This window comes from Acidovorax sp. JHL-3, assembly GCF_000526295.1.
Lineage (GTDB): Bacteria > Pseudomonadota > Gammaproteobacteria > Burkholderiales > Burkholderiaceae_C > Acidovorax > Acidovorax defluvii.
On sequence record NZ_JAFU01000004.1, the window covers coordinates 62,321 to 79,206 of the forward strand.

Consider the following 16,886-nt stretch of genomic DNA (forward strand, 5'->3'; position numbering starts at 1 on the left):
AGATTGGTCTACAGCGTGTCCAGCCGCGTGCGCAGGTGGGTGGCATGTTCGCGCAGCGCATCCAGCGGGGGGCCCTGCATCTTCTGCAGTTGCCGGTAGACCATGCCCAGCCGGAAGTTCTGCCCCAGCGTGGCTTCGTTGCGCGCGAAAAAGTCCCAGTACAGTGCGTTGTAGGGGCAGGCGCCGTCGCCTACTTTCAGCTTCTTGTCGTAGCGGCAGCCCTTGCAATAGTCGCTCATGCGGTCGATGTAGGCGGCGCTGCTGACATAGGGCTTGGTGGCCAGCAGGCCGCCATCGGCAAACTGGCTCATGCCCAGGGTGTTGGGCACTTCCACCCATTCAAAGGCGTCGATGTAAACACCTAAGTACCAGCGGTGCACGGCGGCGGGGTCGATCCCCGCCAGCAGCGCAAAGTTGCCGATGACCATGAGGCGCTGGATGTGGTGGGCATACGCATCCTGCAGCGACTGGCCCACTGCATGCTGCAAGCAGCGCATGCGGGTGTTGCCCGACCAGAACCACTGCGGCAGCGGTGTGGTGTGCCCCAAGGCGTTGCGCTCAACGTAGCCGGGCATGTGGCCCCAGTAGATGCCGCGCACGTATTCGCGCCAGCCGAGGATCTGGCGGATGAAGCCCTCTACCGCTGCCAATGGCGCAGCGCCTGCGTGGTAAGCGGCCTGGGCCCGTTGCACCACCTCATGCGGGTGCAGCATCTTGGTGTTGAGCGCAAACGACAGCAGCGAGTGGAACAGCCGCGCGCTGCGCGTGCTCATGGCGTCTTCGTACGCGCCAAAGTGCGACAACGTGGTGGTGATGAAGTGGCTGAGCCACGCCAGCGCCTCGGCGCGATTGAGCGGCCAGCGCAGCGCGGCGGACTGGGGGTTGCCAAAGCTTTGCACGTCTGCGGCCTCAATGGTGGCCCACAGGGCACTGTGGTCGTGTGATGGCCTGGCATCGGGCGGCAGCTCTGGCGTGCCAGGCCAGGGCTTGCGGTTGTCGTGGTCGTAGTTCCACTGGCCGCCTTCGGGCTCGCCCGCCTCGTCCATCAGCACCTGGTGGCGCTGGCGCATGCGACGATAGAAGTGCTCCATGAGCCACTGCTTGCGGCCCTTGAACATCTCGGCCAGCTCGGTGCGGGTGGTGTAGAAATGTTCACTGCTGACGGCCGGCACGTCAAAAGCTTGCAGGGCACCCCAGGTGCGCAACTGCGCGTCCAGCCGCCATTCGTCGGGGTGCTGGTATTGCAGGCGCTCGGCGCCGTAGAGCGCCATCAGGGCGGCCAGGTTGTCGGTGAGCGACTGGCGGTTGCTGGGGTCGTCTATGGCCACATAGCGCACTCGATGCCCCGCGTCGCGCAAGTGGCGGGCCAGATCGCGCATGGCGGCAAAGATGGCCAGGATTTTTTGCGCGTGGTGCAGCACGTAGTCGGTCTCTTGCCGCACTTCCATCAGCACGTAGACCACGCCATCGTCGCGCGTGGCAAACCAGCTGTGCTGGAGATTGAGCTGATCGCCCAGCAGCAGGCGCAGGGTGTGCGCGCGTGGAGTGTTCATGCCGTGCCCCACATCCGGCGGTAAGTACCGTCGGCATCATGGTCGTGCGCCTGCTTGGTGGAATTGAAGCGGCGGCCACCGCGCGGGTCGGTTCCGCGCCCGGCGATGTAAAGCCAGTTGCCCTGGTTGCTGTACACGTCGTAGTCCACCAGCTGCGATTCAAACCACGCGGCGCCCGCGCGCCAGTCGCCGCACAGGTCGTGGATGAGGTAGCTGGCCACCACCTGGCGCAGGCGGTTGCTCAGATACCCGGTGGTGGCCAGCTCGCGCATGGCGGCATCGACCAGCGGTTCGCCCGTGCGGCCCTGGCACCAGCGCTCAAAGCCCTGGTGGTTGTGCGGGGCCTGGGGCAGCTGTGAAAGCCCACGAGCCCCATACAGCGCCGGCCCGTATTGCAGGTGCAGCAGCCGAAAGTAGTCGCGCCACAGCAGCTCGAACCACAGCCAGTAGGTGCCGTCGTTGGCACCGTGCTCGCGTTCAAACGCTTTCAGGCCGACAAACACCTGCCGGGCCGAGAGCGCGCCGCTAGCCAGCCAGGGCGAGAACTTGCTGGAGTAATGCAACCCCGTAAGTCCATTGCGCGTGGCCTTGTAGCTGTGGGGCAGCTTGCGCGCCAGGTACTGCGCCAAATGGGCGAGTGCGGCGGTTTCGCCACCGTTGCAGGCGGATGTGCCGTAGGGAAAGGACGAGCGTGGGTCACACCCGGCTGCGTTATTGGGAACAGCGGTATCGGCGCCCTGCCCTGCACACGCAGGCACGGCGCCCGCCGCCAGCATCACATCGGGCGGCACCATCGGGGGCGGCAACAACGATGTGGGCGGGGGCAAAGGCGTTGTGGGCATGATGCCCGCACGCTCCACCTTCTGACGAAACGTGGTGAACACGCCGGGAAGCTCTGCCGCAGGCCAGGGCATGTCCTCAGGCTGGATCAGGCTGCTGTGCCACACAGCGCGCACCGGCAGCCCGGCGGCGCGCAGGGCGGCGACTTCGGCCTGCTCAAAGGGGGCGGCAATGTCTTCGCACACCACGGCGCTCGCCCCGACGGCGTGGGCCAATGCGGGCAACACGGTGGCGGGCGGGGCATGGCACACCATGAGTGGATTGCCTTGCCCAGCCATGCGGGTGCCCAGGTCGCGCAGCGCGGCGGCTGCAAAAGCGCGGCGGTGCGTGCCCACGCGGGCAAAGCCCCAGGGCGTGGCTTCGTCTGCCCGGGGCAGGCACACCACGGGCAGCAGGTGGGTGGCGCCGCTGGCCAGCGCCGCAGCCAGCGCGGGCTGGTCGTGCAGGCGCAGGTCGTTGCGAAACCAGAAAATCACCGTGTTCATGCCGCACCCTCACCGCCCGCGTCGCCACTGCGCTTGCGTTCGTTGCGGCAGCGGTCAGAGCAGTATTTCACCTCGTCCCACACCTTCTCCCACTTTTTGCGCCAGGTGAAGGGCAGTCCACAGTGCAGGCATTTTCTCTGCGGCAGGTCGTTCTTTTTGCGCATTCGCATGGGTCAGAAGTCCAGGGTTTGCTGCTGGGGGTGGGCCGTGGCTTTGGCATTGCGGCGCGGGCCACCGTCGCGGTGCAGGCGCGAGCCGTGCTTTTGCACGATGGCGGCTTTGGCCGCACGCACTGGGGCCTGGGCGCGCAGGCCGTGCACGCGGGCCTTGGCAGCGCGGGTGGCTTGGTCCAGGTCCACCAGCGGCTGGGCAATGTCGTGCCCCACGCGCACGCCGCAGCGCGCCTGCACGCCGGACGGCATGCGCCAGGGCTCAAGCAACCAAGCGTCAGGCACGCGGCGCATTGCGGGAAGCCAGTGGCGAACAAAGTGGCCGTGCGGGTCGTGGTCTTGCGCCTGCTTGATGGGGTTGTACACGCGGGTGGTGTTGATGCCGGTGGTGCCCGCTTGCATCTGCATCTGGCTCCAGTGGATGCCGGGCTCGTAGTCCAGAAAGTGCCGCGCCAGCCACTGGCCCACAGGGCGCCAGTGCAGCCACAGCGGGTACGACGCCACCGACACCAGCATGGCCCGCATGCGAAAGTTGACCCAGCCCGTCTCGCGCAGCATGGCCACGCAGGCATCCACCATGGGCCAGCCGGTGCGCCCGGCCACCAGGGCGGCAAAGTGGGCCTCGTTCCAGTCGCCCTCGCGCAGGCCGTTGTAGCCGCGGTGCAGGTTGTCAAACTCCAGCGCGGGTTCGCATTCGAGTTTCTGGATGAAGTGGCAGTGCCAGTGCATGCGGCTCATAAAGGCCGTGAGACCCTGGCGCTGCCAGCCCGCACCGGGCTCGGCGCTACCCTGCAGTTGCTGCTGGCGCCGCTGGGTGGCCTGCACCACTTCGCGCATGCCAAGGCAACCCAGGGCAAGGTAGGGCGAAAGGCGCGAGCAGGCCGTGGGCGCCGTGAGGGGCGATGAAATACCTCCCCGGTAACCCCGGCTGCGCTCGTGCAAAAAGTCATGCAGCACCTGCCAGCCGCGCAAGCGTCCGCCACGCTGGCGCCGGGGTGGATCGTGGATATCCAAGCCCGGCCATGCGCCTTCGGGCCAGGGCTCTGTGGGCCAGGGCAAGGCCCGCCCCGCCAGGCTGCCGGGTGCCGGCGCTGGCATCTGAGGCGCGTGCATGAAAGCCTGCCAGCGTTGGTGCCACACATCGCGCGTGGGCAGGCGGCGCACCACGCCGTGCTGGGCCCACTCACGCCAGGCTACGCCCTGGTTTGCGCACCAGCGGGCCACGGCCTTGTCGCGCGCATAGGTGTGGCCGTTGCCGGTTTCTTCATGCGAAGTGAGGGTGTGAAACGGGGCCAGCGCGTGCAGGCGGGCCAGCACCTCAGGCACCTCGCCCACGGCCACTTGCAACTCGGCTCCGCAGCGGCGCAGGTCTTGCGCCAGGTCGACAAGGCTCTCTTGCAAGAACCGAAAGTGCTGCAGCGCGGCGTCGGGCTGGGCCCACAGGCTGGGCTCGACCACATACAGGCAAAGCACGGGTCCGCGCTGCGCGGCCTGGGCCAGGGGTGCGTGGTCGTGCACCCGCAGGTCGCGCTTGAACCAGACAACGGTGTAGGCCATGGCGCGTGCCTTGTTCAGAGTGTCACGCAGCTTGCACCTGCTGCGCCAGCGCACGGCCGCTGAGCCAGGCGCCTTCAACCTTGCCGCCGTTGAGCCAATCTCCGCACATACCCAGCCGCAGCGATGCGTCCCACCAACTGCCCAGCGCCAGCGGGGACTCGCTGTCGGCATAGCGCCAGCGATGGGCTGTGGCGGCCAACGGTGCGGGGCCGCCCAATGCGACAAAAGCGGCGATCAATGCAGCGGTGACTGCATCAGCGTCATCTTCCATGTGCGCATCGCTCCACTCGGGGCTGGCGTGCAGCAGCCAGGTCTCGGGGCCAGTGCGACCGGGCTTGCTGCTGTCGCGCGCCACCCAGCGCAGCGGGCCGGTGTTGATGAACACGCCCTCCCACGGCATGGCCAAAGGGGCTGCGTAGCGCATCATCACGGCCCAGCTGCCGCGCATGGGCGCGCTGGCGGCCACCGCTGCACCCGCTGGCGACACAGGCGCCAGCAACGGCGCGGCCTGCGGGGCAGGCACGGCCAGTACTACGGCGCCATACTGCTCGGGGTGCAAGCCCTGCTCTGCGGAGGTGATGGCCCAACCATCCGTATGCCGGCCCAGGCGCTGCACAGTGGTTTGCCATTGGGTGCGTGCCGATGCTCCGGCGCGCTCTCCCAGGTTCTGCACCAGCCAGGCGGCAGGTGATGTCATGCGCGGTGTGCCCACAAAACGCTCCAGCGGCGTGTGCAGCGGGGCAAAGGCGCTGCCGTCAAAGCTGGCCAGGCGGGCATCCCACAAGTCGGCCACGCCGGCCTGCTGCCAGCGCGCCACCTCGGCGCGGAAAGCCGCGTCACGCGCGGTGAAGTACTGCGCGCCATGGTCGCACTGCCACGGGCCGTGGGCGTCTTCGGCGCGCCGTGTGCTCATACGGCCCGATGGGCCCCGGCTTTTGTCGAAAAGATGCACCGTGTGGCCCGCCTGCAGCAGCGCATGTGCGCACGACAAGCCCGAGAGGCCTGCGCCAATGACGGCGACGTGCCGGAGACCAGCGGCACTCATGGCTGCGGATCGGTGCGCCCGTGGGTCACCCAGATCAGTGACTGGGTGTCGATGCCCAAAGCACTGGCGCGTGCAACAAGCTGGGCACGCACGGAGGGCGCAAGCTGCTTGGTGCGCGACAAGATCCAGCAGTAGCTGCGGTCTGGCCCCACCACCAGCGCCCACTGGTAATCCGGATCCAGCGCTGCCACATGGTAGCCACCGTAAAACGGGCCAAAGAACGACACCTTGAGCGAGGCCGTTTGCACATCGCCTGTGAACAGCGCCTTGCCCAGCGCCTGGCGCCAGTCGTTCTTGGCGGTGTCAAAGCCCCGGTTGACCACACGCACACTGCCGTCGGCCTGACGCTGGTACGTGGCGCTCACGTCCGTCATGCCGCGTTCAAACGAGTGATCCAGGCGCGCCACCTCGTACCACCGCCCTTCGTAGCGGGCCAGGTCAAACGGAGTGACGGCGGAGATGCCGGAGGGCGGGCTGGTGGATGTGCAACCGCTGACGGCCAGCAAAACCGTTGCAGAAAAGATCAGCGCGAGCCGACGAACCAAGGGAGAGGAAAACAGCATGTATTACCAATCAGTCGCAAAACAAACCAAATGGTAGCTCATTTGCAAAAATGGCAGTGATCATCAGCCCCCCGCTGTAGTAACCCAGCACACCCCCCTCGGGGCGTGAAATGCGCCAGCTCGCCGCCCGATGCGCAGTTCTGGGCTGCCCCATGGTTGCGGACTCAGGTGTCCGACAAAAACCCGTCCACCAGCGCAAATTGCTCTGGCACATTCAGGGCGGGCGCATGGCCGCAACCCGGCACCTCGACCACCTGCAGCAGGCCGCGCATGCCGGGGCCCCGGGTGAGCATCTCGGCCGTGGTTTCGGGCAACACCAGATCTGACTGGGCGCCGCGCAGGCACAGCACAGGGATGTCGAGCGCGTCGTAGTGGTCCCAGATCAGGTAATCGTTGGCATGGTGCATGAACTGCTGCACCATGGCCGGGTCGTAGTGCGGCGTCACGCGGCCATCGGGCAGGCGGCGGGTGGAGGTTTCGGTCAACTGCCGCCACTGGGCATCGCTGAGCCAGCCGTAAGGCTGGTACACCTGCCGAAAAAATGCCTCCAGCTCCATCACCGTGTCAAACGCAGGCGGCTGGCCCGCATAGGCCTTGATGCGCTCCAGCGCGGCATCGGCTAGGCGGGGGGCGTTGTCGTTAAGCAGCAGGCGCATGATGCGGCCCTTGAGCTGCGGCTCGAAAAGCCCTGACGCGCACACCGTGCCAATCGCGCCGCCCATAGAGGTACCAATCCAGTGCGCCATGTCGATACCCAGCTGCGCGAACAGGTCGGCGGCAATGCGCGCATAAAACGACAGCCGGTATTCGTCCCTCGGCGTCCGCGCCCACTGGCTCAGGCCCCGACCAATGGTGTCGGGGCAGATCACGCGATAGCGGCTGCTCAAATGCCGCGCCAGCGCGTCCATGTCACGCCCGGTGCGCGCCAGCCCGTGCCAGGCGATCACCACGGGAGCCTCGGGCGCACCCCATTCGGTGTAATGAATTTCGTAACCGGCGCAGCGGATGTAGCGTGAGGAAGGAAGCATGGTGCTCAGCCTTTTGAAACAGAAACGGGGTGGCTGCGTGCCTATGTTGCTGGTTCTAATCAGACGCCAACAGCACCAAGGCCACCTGGGGCCGATCGCGTCAAGGAGCCACCTGCCTCACGCCCAGCTGGTGGGCATTGATCAGGCCTGTGAGCGTGTCGCGTGCAAAGGAGGCAACGCGCAAAATTTTATGCATCAACGCGTCAGCGCTAGCCCGCAGCATCGCCAACGGCGCCACTTGGACAATGACGTTCTCATCCGCCCGGATGGGCGGTGCAGTCCCCGCACCGGAATCAAGGGCCAAGGCTGCCAAGCAGATGGCGGCGCATCGCTTCCATCGTGTTGGCATCGCAGCAGACTCCAGTGCGGGGCGCGTGACACAGGCGCTCAGTTGGGAACGTTCAGCGAAGTGCCGGCAAAGCCAATCTGGTTCGCGGCTACAGGCACCGCCACAAACGGCGGCACGTTGGCAGCCGTGATGGCCGGGGCGGCACCTGCCACACCGCCGCGCGGCGTGGTGCGCACCACTTGGCTGGCGGGCAAGGCGGCACCCGACTTCAGGTGGGCATACATCGCATCCATCGCCTGGTTGAAGTAGGGGTGCAAGGGCACAAAGCGCGTGTCAAACCCACCGAACGGCAGAAAGGTGTCGAAATGCTGGCCGTTTGTCACCTCGATGTAGCGCAGCTTGCTGGCTGCACCTTCCACTACCTTGTTGTAGGCGGCGTAGGCGCGCGAGTTGTTGTTCACCGGTACCAGGGCATCGCTGCGGCCACTGACGATGATGGTGGGCTTGCCGCGCAGGTTGCCGTTCAGCACCACCTCGGCAATGCCCGCCCGCACCGCGTCGCTCTGCGCCTTGGTGGGTGTGGATGCGGCCGTCAGGCTCGCGCCGCTGACCGGGTCAGATCCCGTGACCAGCGCACGCTGGCACAAGGCGTTGTCCAGGCCAAAGTCCGCCACGCCGGTGGATGGCGACACGGCAAACTGCCACGCCTTCGCCCCGCCCACCGAGTCGTTGTAAACCACCGTCGCAGGTGTGCCGTTGGCGGTGCCATTGGCCGTGGCAAAGCTTTGCGCCAGCGTTGCAGGCGCCACCGCCACCGGCGCGCCTGTGGCGTTCACCGCCGCAAAGCTGGTGTTGCACACGTTGGCCTCGGCAGGGAACCGCCCGTAGCTCACCGGGTACATGGCCGACAGGATAGGCCCGTTGCCCAGGGCATAGTGGGCGTTGTGCATTTGATCGTTGTCGGGCGTCCAGCCATAAGCGCGCAATTTGTTCAGCGCATCCTGCGACCGGGCGGCCGTGTCGGCACCACTGACCAGCCCCTTGGCTGCGAGGCCATCGCAGCGTGCCGTGGCCCGTGCCGTCATGCCCACCAGCTGGATGTAGTTGAAGATGGACGTCTCGCTCATGGCCGCATCCGTGGCCAGCGCAGCGCAGGGCTGGTAGATGTTGCCGTAGGTCGTGAAGTCCGCCAGCGTCTTGCCGTAACCGGTGACGGCGGCGCCGCCAAACTGGATGCCATAGCCGCTGGTGGTGGGCATTTCGGTGACGGGCTCGGAGGCCACGACGCCATCAATCAGCCCACCGCTGTCTTTTTCGGCCGCACCCAGCGAAGCAGCACCGCCGTTGGATGCAGAGCCGGCAATCACGATGGTGTTTTCCGGCGTGAACGGCACCGGATTGGCGGCCGTCCCATAGCGGTCGTTCAGCACAAACATGGCATAACGCCCGGCCGCCAGCGTGTCGTTGCCCCAGTCTTTCTCGGGATTCTGCTGCGAGTGCACCTGCTTGATGGCCAGGCGGTTCGGGAACAGCGCGTTGTAGGCGGTACGCGCTGCATCGGTGATGTGAGCGGCAAAGAAATTGAGGGAGCCTGCGGCCGTGCGGGTGGCGCGCGTGCCATCAATTTTGTGCACGGTGTCGTCCATCATGTCGTACAGGCCCACGCCCTTGCCGGCATCGGTCAGGGCCACGGCACAGCCCTTTTTCAGGCCCCACTCGCCGGCCGTGCCGATGGCGCCATAAACCCCGCGCGATCCTGACGAGGCGCCCAGCACCACGCAGGGGTTGGCCTGGTTGAAGCTGTCGGGCACCTGCACCGCAATCACCGTCCGCTTGCGGCCCGAGCCGTCGTCGAGCACCGCCACATATTCGCGTCCTGGAATCAGCCCCTCGCCGGTCGTGACTGCGCCTGCAGCCGTGACATTGGGGCCATACAGGCTGCCGTAGCCCCCATTGACTGAGTAATCCAGAATGCCGCGGTAGTTGGAATACAGCGCATTGCGGCGCAGCTCTGCCGCTGTGGGGTTGGCGGGATCGGCATAGGCCGGCGTGGCGGCGCCCAACCCGGTCTTGCCAATGCCACCGGTCAACAAGTCCTGCGTGGCGGCAGTGTCCCCCTTGCCCGCTGTTGTAGCCGGGTAGACCGTGGCGCTCACCGGTGTGATGCCGGCGGGAAGGTCATTGGTCGGGTTGGATGAGCCCCCGCATGCGGCCATCACAGCCCCTGCCAACGCAGTCATGGCCACTTTCCGGGCGCGGTTGTCGTGCAGATTCACTTTCATGTTGTCTCCTTTTTCACTGACACAAAAACGCGCTCAGGCTTGGGCGCGCAGAGATCGCAGGCGTCCAACGACGCCGGAGGGAAAGTAATAAACCGAAAGCACAAACAGCACGCCCAGCCACAGCAGCCAGCGGTCTGGCGAGAGCAGCGCCGACAGCCATGGCAGGCCAGTGGTGGCCTCATGCCCCAGGCGCAACAAATCTTGCAGGTAGCTTTGCGCCACCACAAACAGCACAGCACCAATGACCGAGCCGTAAATCGTGCCCATGCCGCCAATCACCACGATGAGCAGGCAATCCATCATGATTTCAAAGCTCAGTGAGGTGTCGGGCCCGTTGTAGCGCAGCCAGAGTGCCAGCATGGCACCGGCGAGCGTGGCAAACAGTGCCGACAGCACGCTCGATGTGGTGCGGTACACCACTACGCGGTAGCCAATCGCCTCGGCGCGGAACTCGTTCTCGCGGATGGCCTGCAGCACGCGGCCAAAGGGCGAATTGACGATGCGCAGCAGCGCAAGCACCAGCACCACGGCCGTGACGAACAGCAGGTAGTAGGTGATCAGCTTGCCGTCGATGAGCACGCCCAGCACTTCGTTTTCAAAGGGCTCGAAGCTCGGCGAAAGCAGCTCGGGCACCTTGAAGGTCAGGCCGTCCTCACCGCCGGTGATGTCCGAGAGTTGCGAGGCCAGCGTCTGGAACGCCGCCGACACGGCCAGCGTGATCATGGCGAAGAAGATGGCGCGCACCCGCAGCGAAAACAGCCCCACCGCCAGCGACAGCAACAGCGACAACAGCAGCGCACCGCCAATACCCACGCCCAGTGCAGCCCAGCTGGGCCCCATGCGCGTAGTGGCCACGGCGATGCCGTAGGCACCAATGCCAAAGAACATGGTGTGCGCAAAACTCACGATGCCGGTGTAGCCCAGCAACAGATCGAAGCTGGCCACCAGCACCACGAAGACCAGCACCTTGGCCGCCACATTGAGCGCCTTGACGCCGGGGAACAGAAACGGAGCAAACGCCAGGCCCACAAAAATGGCCACGAGAATGACCGCCAGCACCTTGCTGCGCGGGTAGTCGCCTGAGAGAAGTCGTTGGAACATGGATATCTTTCCGTTATTCATGCTGTTCACGGATCACTGCGCCCGCAACTGGCGTGCACGAAGCCAGCGGCCGCCGTGCAAGGGCCGCCCTGCCGCACTGGCGGCGTCCCCCTTCCAGGGGGAAGGCGCGAAGCGACTCAGGGGGGTTCATCGGTTGGTGACCGGGTACACACCCTGCGGCCGCCACAGCAAAATGGCCACCATCAACGCGATGTTCGAGAACAGCGCCACCTTGGGGGCCAGAAACCCGGTGTAGTTGGCCATCAGCCCCACCAGCAGCGCACCGATGAGCGCACCGCCCGTGCTGCCCAGCCCGCCGATGATGATGACGATGAAGATCAGCACATTGACCTGCGCGCCCATCTGCGGCACCACGCTCTGCTGGTAAAGCCCCCACATCACACCGCCCAGGCCAGCGAGCGCCGAGCCCGCCACGAACACGCCCACAAACAGGCGGCGGATGCGGTAGCCCAGGCTTTCGACCATTTCACGGTCCTGCACGCCCGCACGGATCAGCAGGCCCACCTTGGTGCGCGACAGCACCCAGGCCAGCACGCCAAACACCAGCAGGCCCACGGCCACGGCCACGAGGCGGTATTTTTCGATGGCGGCATCGCCCACCAGCAGCGAGCCGCGCATGCCCTCGGGCAGCGGCAGCGGTATCTGCGCCGGGCCCCAGATGACCTTGATGAGTTCTTCACCAATGATCATGCCGCCCATGGTGATGAGGATCTGCTTGAGGTGCTGGCCGTACACCGGGCGCACGATGAAGCGCTCGAACGCCAGGCCCACGGCGCCCGCCACCGCCATGGCCACCAGCATGGCTGGCAGCACCGCCACCATGTTGCGCCACAGGTGCTCAGAGCCCGTCCAGTCGCCCATGGCACCCAGCACGCTGGTGGCCACAAACGCGCCCAGCGCAATGAACACGCCGTGGCCAAAATTGAGCACGTCTATGAGGCCGAACACCAGCGTGAGGCCCGAGGCGATGATGAAGATGATCATGCCCATGGCCAGCCCCGCCACCGTGAGCGTGAGCCAGGTGCTGGGCGAGCCGATAAAGGGCAGCACCAGCAGCGCCAGCGCGGGCACCAGCGCCAGCGGCTTCCAGTCGAAATCGCGGGTGTTCATGCGTGGGCTCCTGCTGCGCCGCCAGTGGCCACACGCACAAACCTCACCGCGCACGCGGCGTTGGCCATACCGCAAAACACTATTAATTTAATAGCTGCTAGCGCTTTACCATCAAGGGCTAGATGCAAAAAAGGCTTCAAATCAGAACATCTCATAGCGCCAACCCCAGCAGCGAACGCTGCAACGCCTCGTCTTCGGCCAACGTGGCCATGCTGCCCGCATGCACCACCTGGCCGTTGTCCATCACGGCGACCGTATCGCCCAGGCGCTTGGCAAAGTGGATGTTCTGCTCGACCAGCAAAATGGTCACGCCGCTCTTCTTGAGCTGGTCGAACGCCTCGATCATGTTGTTGATGATGGCGGGCGCCAGGCCCTTGCTGGGCTCGTCGATGATGAGCAAATCGCGCGGCTCAACCATGGCACGCGCCACCGCCACCATCTGTTTTTGTCCGCCGCTGAGCTTGCCGGCCGGGTGGTTCCAGAACGTCTCGACTGGCGGGAAGAGCTTGAAAATCCACTGCAAGCGCTGCGCGTCCATATGCGCCGCGTTGCGCGCCTTGCGGGCGGCCAGCAGCATGTTTTCTTTCACCGTGAGGTCGGCAAAAATGCCCATGTTTTCGGGCACATAGGCGATGTTCATGGCCGCGATCTGCGGCGTGTGCAGTGCCGTGATGTCCCTGCCGGCAAAGCGCACTGCGCCTTTGGATGCCTGCCACAGGCCCATGATGGTGCGCAGCGTGGTCGTCTTGCCCGCGCCATTGCGCCCCAGCAGCATGGTCAGCTGGCCCTTGGGCACGACGAGGTCCACGCCATGCAGGATGTGATACGCCCCGATGTGCGTGTGCACGCCCTTCAACTCCAGCAAGGCATCCACAGAAGCCACTGCGCGTGCGCAGCGCCCCAGCGGGGCGGAGCTTGCGCCATGGGACAACCCGGCGGCGGTCATCAGGACCATGCTCATGCGGCCTCCTTGTCGGCATCTTTGGAAATGCCCAGATAGGCCTCTTGCACCACGGGCGAGGCAATCACTTCGGCCGGGGCGCCATCGGCCACCAGCGTGCCGTTGGTCAGCACGATGATGCGGTCGGCCAGCTCGCGCACCACGTCCATCTTGTGCTCGACCAGCAGGATGATCTTGGTCTTGTCCGTTTTCAGCTCGCGGATCAGGTTCAGGATCACGGGGGCCTCGTCGTGGCCCATGCCGGCGGTGGGCTCGTCGAACATGTAGACCTGCGGCTCCAGTGCCATGAGCAGCGCCACTTCGAGCTTGCGCTGGTCACCGTGCGGCAGGCTGGCCACGGGGGTATCGCGACGTTCCAGCATCGACACGGTGTGCAGGATGGCTTCGGCCCGCTCGGTCAGCGCCCGGTGGTCGCTCCAGATGCTCCACAGGTTCAGCCCCCGGCGGTGCGCCCCGGCGCGCGTGGCCTGCACGGCCAGGCGCACGTTTTCGAGCACGCTGAGGCCAGGGAACAGGTTGGTCAGCTGAAACGCCCGCCCCAGCCCGGCGCGCGTGCGGGCCGATGGCGACTGCCCCGTCAGGTCCTGCCCGCCCAGCGTCACCGTGCCGGCGCTGGCCCGCAGTTGCCCGGAGATCAGGTTGAAGTAGGTGGTCTTGCCCGCGCCGTTGGGGCCCACGATGGCCGTGAGCGTGCCCGGCGCGAACGCGCAGCTCACGGCATTCACCGCCACATGGCCGCCGAAGCGAATGGTCAGGTCTCGGGTTTCAAGCATGTGCAGTGCGTGCGCCGCCAAAGCCATCGGCAGCGCCATCCCATTTTTGAATAAAAACGACCTCTGGCGCTTTACCATCAAGCGCTAACAGCTATAAATAACATAGCACTACGGCAGGCACGGCGGCGCCCGCCAGGAAGCAGCCGGTCAGCGCTTGTTGCGGATCGGCACGTTCATTTCTTCGGGCTTGATCTCGCGCACCAGCTCGGGCACGCCCCAGGCGAAGGCCGGGTCCACCTTGATCTTGAAGTGGTACATGCTCTGCAGGGCCTGGTGGTCCTCCTTGCGGAAGGTCATCTTGCCCTTGGGGGTGTCAAAGCTCATGCCTTCCATGGTCTTGATGAGCTTGTTGGTATTGACATCGCCGCCCGTGGCCTTGAGCGCCGTGACCAGCGCCATGGCCGAGCTGAAGCCCCCCGCCGTGAAGAAATCGGGCGGCGCCTTGAACTGCTTGTAGTGCGCGGCCACCAGGGCTTCGTTCACGGGGTTCTTGGGAATGCCGAAGTAGTAGTAGGTGGCGCCTTCCATGCCCGGAAAGTTCTTGAAGCTGGCCATGGCGGGCAGGATGTTGCCACCCGTGGCGATCTCGATGCCGTAGCGCTGGAGGTCCATGTCGGCGATCTTGAACGGGTTGCCCGCACCGGCCCACAAGATCCAGATGATCTTGCGGCCCGGTTGGTCCTTGAGCTTGTCGATCAGGCGCTGCGCACCCGCCGTGAAATCGGTGGTGTTGGCGGGCAGGTATTCCTCGTGCGCCAGCTTGGCATTTTTGATGGCGCCCTTGAAGGCTTTCACGCCATCACGGCCAAAGGCGTAATCCTGTGCCAGCGTGGCAATGGTCACCCCGGCCTTGTCGATGGCCACGGCATTGCTGATGGCGTCCTGGCTGCTGTTGCGGCCGGTGCGAAAAATGTATTTGTTCCACTTGTCGCCCGTGATGGCGTCGGCCACAGCGGGCTCCACCAGCAGAATCTTTTTGTATTCCTCGGCCACGGGCAACATGGCAAGCGCAACGCCCGACGACGTGGGGCCCACGGCGATGTCTGCCTTGTCGTCCGAGTAGGCGGAGGCCAGCAGGCTCTTGCCCAGGTCGGGCTTGCCCTGGTCGTCCCGCTCGATCACCACGATCTTTTTGCCGTTGACGGCCATGGTGCCGCCGGTGGCGTAATCCAGGCCCATCATCAGGCCGGTTTGCGTCTGCTTGCCATAGGCTTCGAGCGGGCCGGTCTTGCTGTAAACGTGGGCTATGCGGATTTCGCCCGACTGGCTGAATACGGGGGCAGACACTGTGACAGCCAGGGTGGCCAGTGCGACCAGGGTGCGGCGTTGCATGGGGTTGTCTCCTTGTGTTTTGACTGAACATTGCACAGTTCGTGCCACGCATCAAACTGTTGATTTGTATGGTTTATTTATCCGCACCGAATAATCATGTCTGAATTTCAGACAGATTAAATGCCTGACATTCAGACATTTGTTTGATTTTTAATCAGGGTTTTCCAGACGTCCGTACAGCGTGGCCCGCGAGATGCCCAGTTGCCGCGCCGTCGCCAGTTTGTTGCCGCCATGGGCTTTGAGCGCTGCCGCTATGGCGCGCTGCTCCAGTTCGGCCACCTGCTCGGCCAGGGGACGCAGGTAGCACTCGTCGCCCAGCGCCCTGGGCTCTGACACGGCATGGGGCACAGGTGCCGCAGGCTCGACCCCGGCTTCGCGCAGGATGTTTTCGAGCTGGTAGGCATCAATGGATTGCGAATCGCTGCGCATGGCAGCCTGCTCCAGCACGTTGCGCAGCTCGCGGATATTGCCGCGCCAGGGTTGGCCCGCCAACAGCGCCATGGCATCGGCCTGCAACTCAGGCGGCGCCGTGCCGTTGCGCAGGGCCAGGTCTTCGCCCAGCACTTCGACCAGCGCCGGGATGTCACTTCGCCGCTCGCGCAGCGGCGGCACGCGCACCGGCAGCACATGCAGGCGATAGAAAAGGTCTTCGCGAAACCGGCCCTCGCGCACCAGCGCCCCCAGGTCACGCGAGGTGGCGGCCACCACGCGCACATTGAAGGGCACCAGCTTGTTGGAGCCCAGCGGCTCGATCTCGCCCTCTTGCAAGGCGCGCAGCAGCTTGGCCTGCAGGCTTTGCGGCATGTCGCCGATTTCGTCGAGAAACAGCGTGCCACCATCGGCCAGCTTGAACTTGCCATCGCGCCCCTTGCGGTCTGCGCCGGTGTAGGCGCCAGGGGCCACGCCAAAAAACTCGGCCTCCAGCAATGTGTCGGGCACAGCGGCAATGTTCACGCTGACAAAGGGGCCGCTGGCACGGCTGGACGCCGCGTGGATGGCATGGGCCAGCAGCTCTTTGCCAGTGCCGGTTTCGCCGAGCAGCAGCACGGGGCTGGACGACTGCGCGGCACGGCGCGCCTGGCGCTTGACCTCGGATGCCGCGGGGCTCGACCCGACAAAGCTGGCAAATGTGTATTTGGCGCGCCGCTGGCCGTCGCCCGACACGGCCAGCGAGCGGCTGCGCTGGCTGGCCAGCTCGCGCCGCGCATCATCCAGGTCGCGCTGCAACAGCGCAAACTTGCCGATCAGGGGTTGCAGCGTGGTTTCGGGGTGGTCAAACAGCACGATGCCAATGGCACCAATCACCCGCTCGGCCTCGTCGCGCAAGGGAATGCGGCTGACCACAAAGGTGCCCGCCTTGTTGGTGAGCAGATCAATCAGCACCGGCTGGCCGGTTTCGAGCACGCGGCGCATCTGGGTGTTGGGGATCACCTCTTCGACCGTGCGGCCGACAAACTGGTCCACCGACGAGAACCCCAGGGCGGGCAAAAAGCGCTGGTAACCCTCGTTCACCCAGACGATGCGGCCGCTGCGGTCCACCAAAAACATGCCCTGGCTGACGCTGGAGAACAACTGGAACATGGAGCGCGCCGCCAGCTCCAGAATGCCCTGGGCATCCATCGGCAGTGCGGGGGCTTCTTCATTGAGCAAGGGCATGGCCGCGATGGTAGCGCGCCCCGGCCCGCCGTGGCGCTATCGGAGTCGTGCGCACAATTGCTATTTATTCAATAGCTGCTCGCGCTTATCCATCAAGGGCTTCAGCCCGATTTAATGCAA

Annotated in this window: 14 protein-coding genes; all 14 read right to left on the bottom strand. The window is 65.3% G+C overall.

Going from position 1 to position 16,886, the window contains the following annotated elements; genetic code table 11:
- Positions 1-8: 8 nt before the first annotated feature.
- The gene (locus tag K226_RS0115630) at positions 9-1,553 is read right to left on the bottom strand and encodes a cryptochrome/photolyase family protein (protein ID WP_024815678.1); all 1,545 of its coding nucleotides are present in this window, start codon (positions 1,551-1,553) and stop codon (positions 9-11) included.
- Positions 1,550-2,878 (bottom strand): DASH family cryptochrome, encoded by a 1,329-nt coding sequence (locus tag K226_RS0115635; RefSeq protein ID WP_024815679.1) that lies wholly within the window; start codon positions 2,876-2,878, stop codon positions 1,550-1,552. Before K226_RS0115635 ends, K226_RS0115630 begins: the two co-directional genes overlap by 4 nt.
- On the bottom strand, positions 2,875-3,048 hold the full coding sequence (locus K226_RS20460; RefSeq protein WP_081739438.1) for a DUF2256 domain-containing protein: 174 nt from the start codon (positions 3,046-3,048) through the stop codon (positions 2,875-2,877). Before K226_RS20460 ends, K226_RS0115635 begins: the two co-directional genes overlap by 4 nt.
- 3 nt (positions 3,049-3,051) lie before the next feature.
- Complete coding sequence (locus K226_RS0115645) at positions 3,052-4,605, bottom strand: cryptochrome/deoxyribodipyrimidine photo-lyase family protein (RefSeq protein WP_024815680.1); 1,554 nt, start codon at positions 4,603-4,605, stop codon at positions 3,052-3,054.
- Positions 4,606-4,627: 22 nt separating this feature from the next.
- Positions 4,628-5,650 carry an NAD(P)/FAD-dependent oxidoreductase gene (locus K226_RS0115650; protein ID WP_024815681.1) on the bottom strand — a complete coding sequence of 341 codons (1,023 nt, stop codon included), beginning with the start codon at positions 5,648-5,650 and terminating at the stop codon, positions 4,628-4,630.
- Positions 5,647-6,213, bottom strand: coding sequence for a lipocalin family protein (locus K226_RS0115655; protein ID WP_024815682.1), 567 nt, complete (start codon positions 6,211-6,213; stop codon positions 5,647-5,649). Before K226_RS0115655 ends, K226_RS0115650 begins: the two co-directional genes overlap by 4 nt.
- Positions 6,214-6,377: 164 nt before the next feature.
- Positions 6,378-7,241 carry an alpha/beta fold hydrolase gene (locus K226_RS0115660; protein WP_024815683.1) on the bottom strand — a complete coding sequence of 288 codons (864 nt, stop codon included), beginning with the start codon at positions 7,239-7,241 and terminating at the stop codon, positions 6,378-6,380.
- A gap of 387 nt (positions 7,242-7,628) precedes the next feature.
- Positions 7,629-9,812 carry a 3-hydroxybutyrate oligomer hydrolase family protein gene (locus K226_RS0115670; protein ID WP_024815685.1) on the bottom strand — a complete coding sequence of 728 codons (2,184 nt, stop codon included), beginning with the start codon at positions 9,810-9,812 and terminating at the stop codon, positions 7,629-7,631.
- A gap of 33 nt (positions 9,813-9,845) precedes the next feature.
- The gene (locus K226_RS0115675; protein WP_024815686.1) at positions 9,846-10,913 is read right to left on the bottom strand and encodes a branched-chain amino acid ABC transporter permease; all 1,068 of its coding nucleotides are present in this window, start codon (positions 10,911-10,913) and stop codon (positions 9,846-9,848) included.
- Positions 10,914-11,060: 147 nt separating this feature from the next.
- Complete coding sequence (locus K226_RS0115680) at positions 11,061-12,044, bottom strand: branched-chain amino acid ABC transporter permease (RefSeq protein ID WP_024815687.1); 984 nt, start codon at positions 12,042-12,044, stop codon at positions 11,061-11,063.
- Between the two features lie 151 nt (positions 12,045-12,195).
- Positions 12,196-12,918 (bottom strand): ABC transporter ATP-binding protein, encoded by a 723-nt coding sequence (locus K226_RS0115685; RefSeq protein WP_238324295.1) that lies wholly within the window; start codon positions 12,916-12,918, stop codon positions 12,196-12,198.
- A gap of 83 nt (positions 12,919-13,001) precedes the next feature.
- The gene (locus tag K226_RS0115690) at positions 13,002-13,778 is read right to left on the bottom strand and encodes an ABC transporter ATP-binding protein (RefSeq protein WP_024815689.1); all 777 of its coding nucleotides are present in this window, start codon (positions 13,776-13,778) and stop codon (positions 13,002-13,004) included.
- Between the two features lie 147 nt (positions 13,779-13,925).
- Positions 13,926-15,110: a substrate-binding domain-containing protein gene (locus K226_RS0115695; RefSeq protein ID WP_024815690.1), complete on the bottom strand. Its 1,185-nt coding sequence runs from the start codon at positions 15,108-15,110 to the stop codon at positions 13,926-13,928.
- Between the two features lie 150 nt (positions 15,111-15,260).
- The gene (locus tag K226_RS0115700) at positions 15,261-16,766 is read right to left on the bottom strand and encodes a sigma-54-dependent Fis family transcriptional regulator (RefSeq protein WP_024815691.1); all 1,506 of its coding nucleotides are present in this window, start codon (positions 16,764-16,766) and stop codon (positions 15,261-15,263) included.
- Positions 16,767-16,886: the final 120 nt, after the last annotated feature.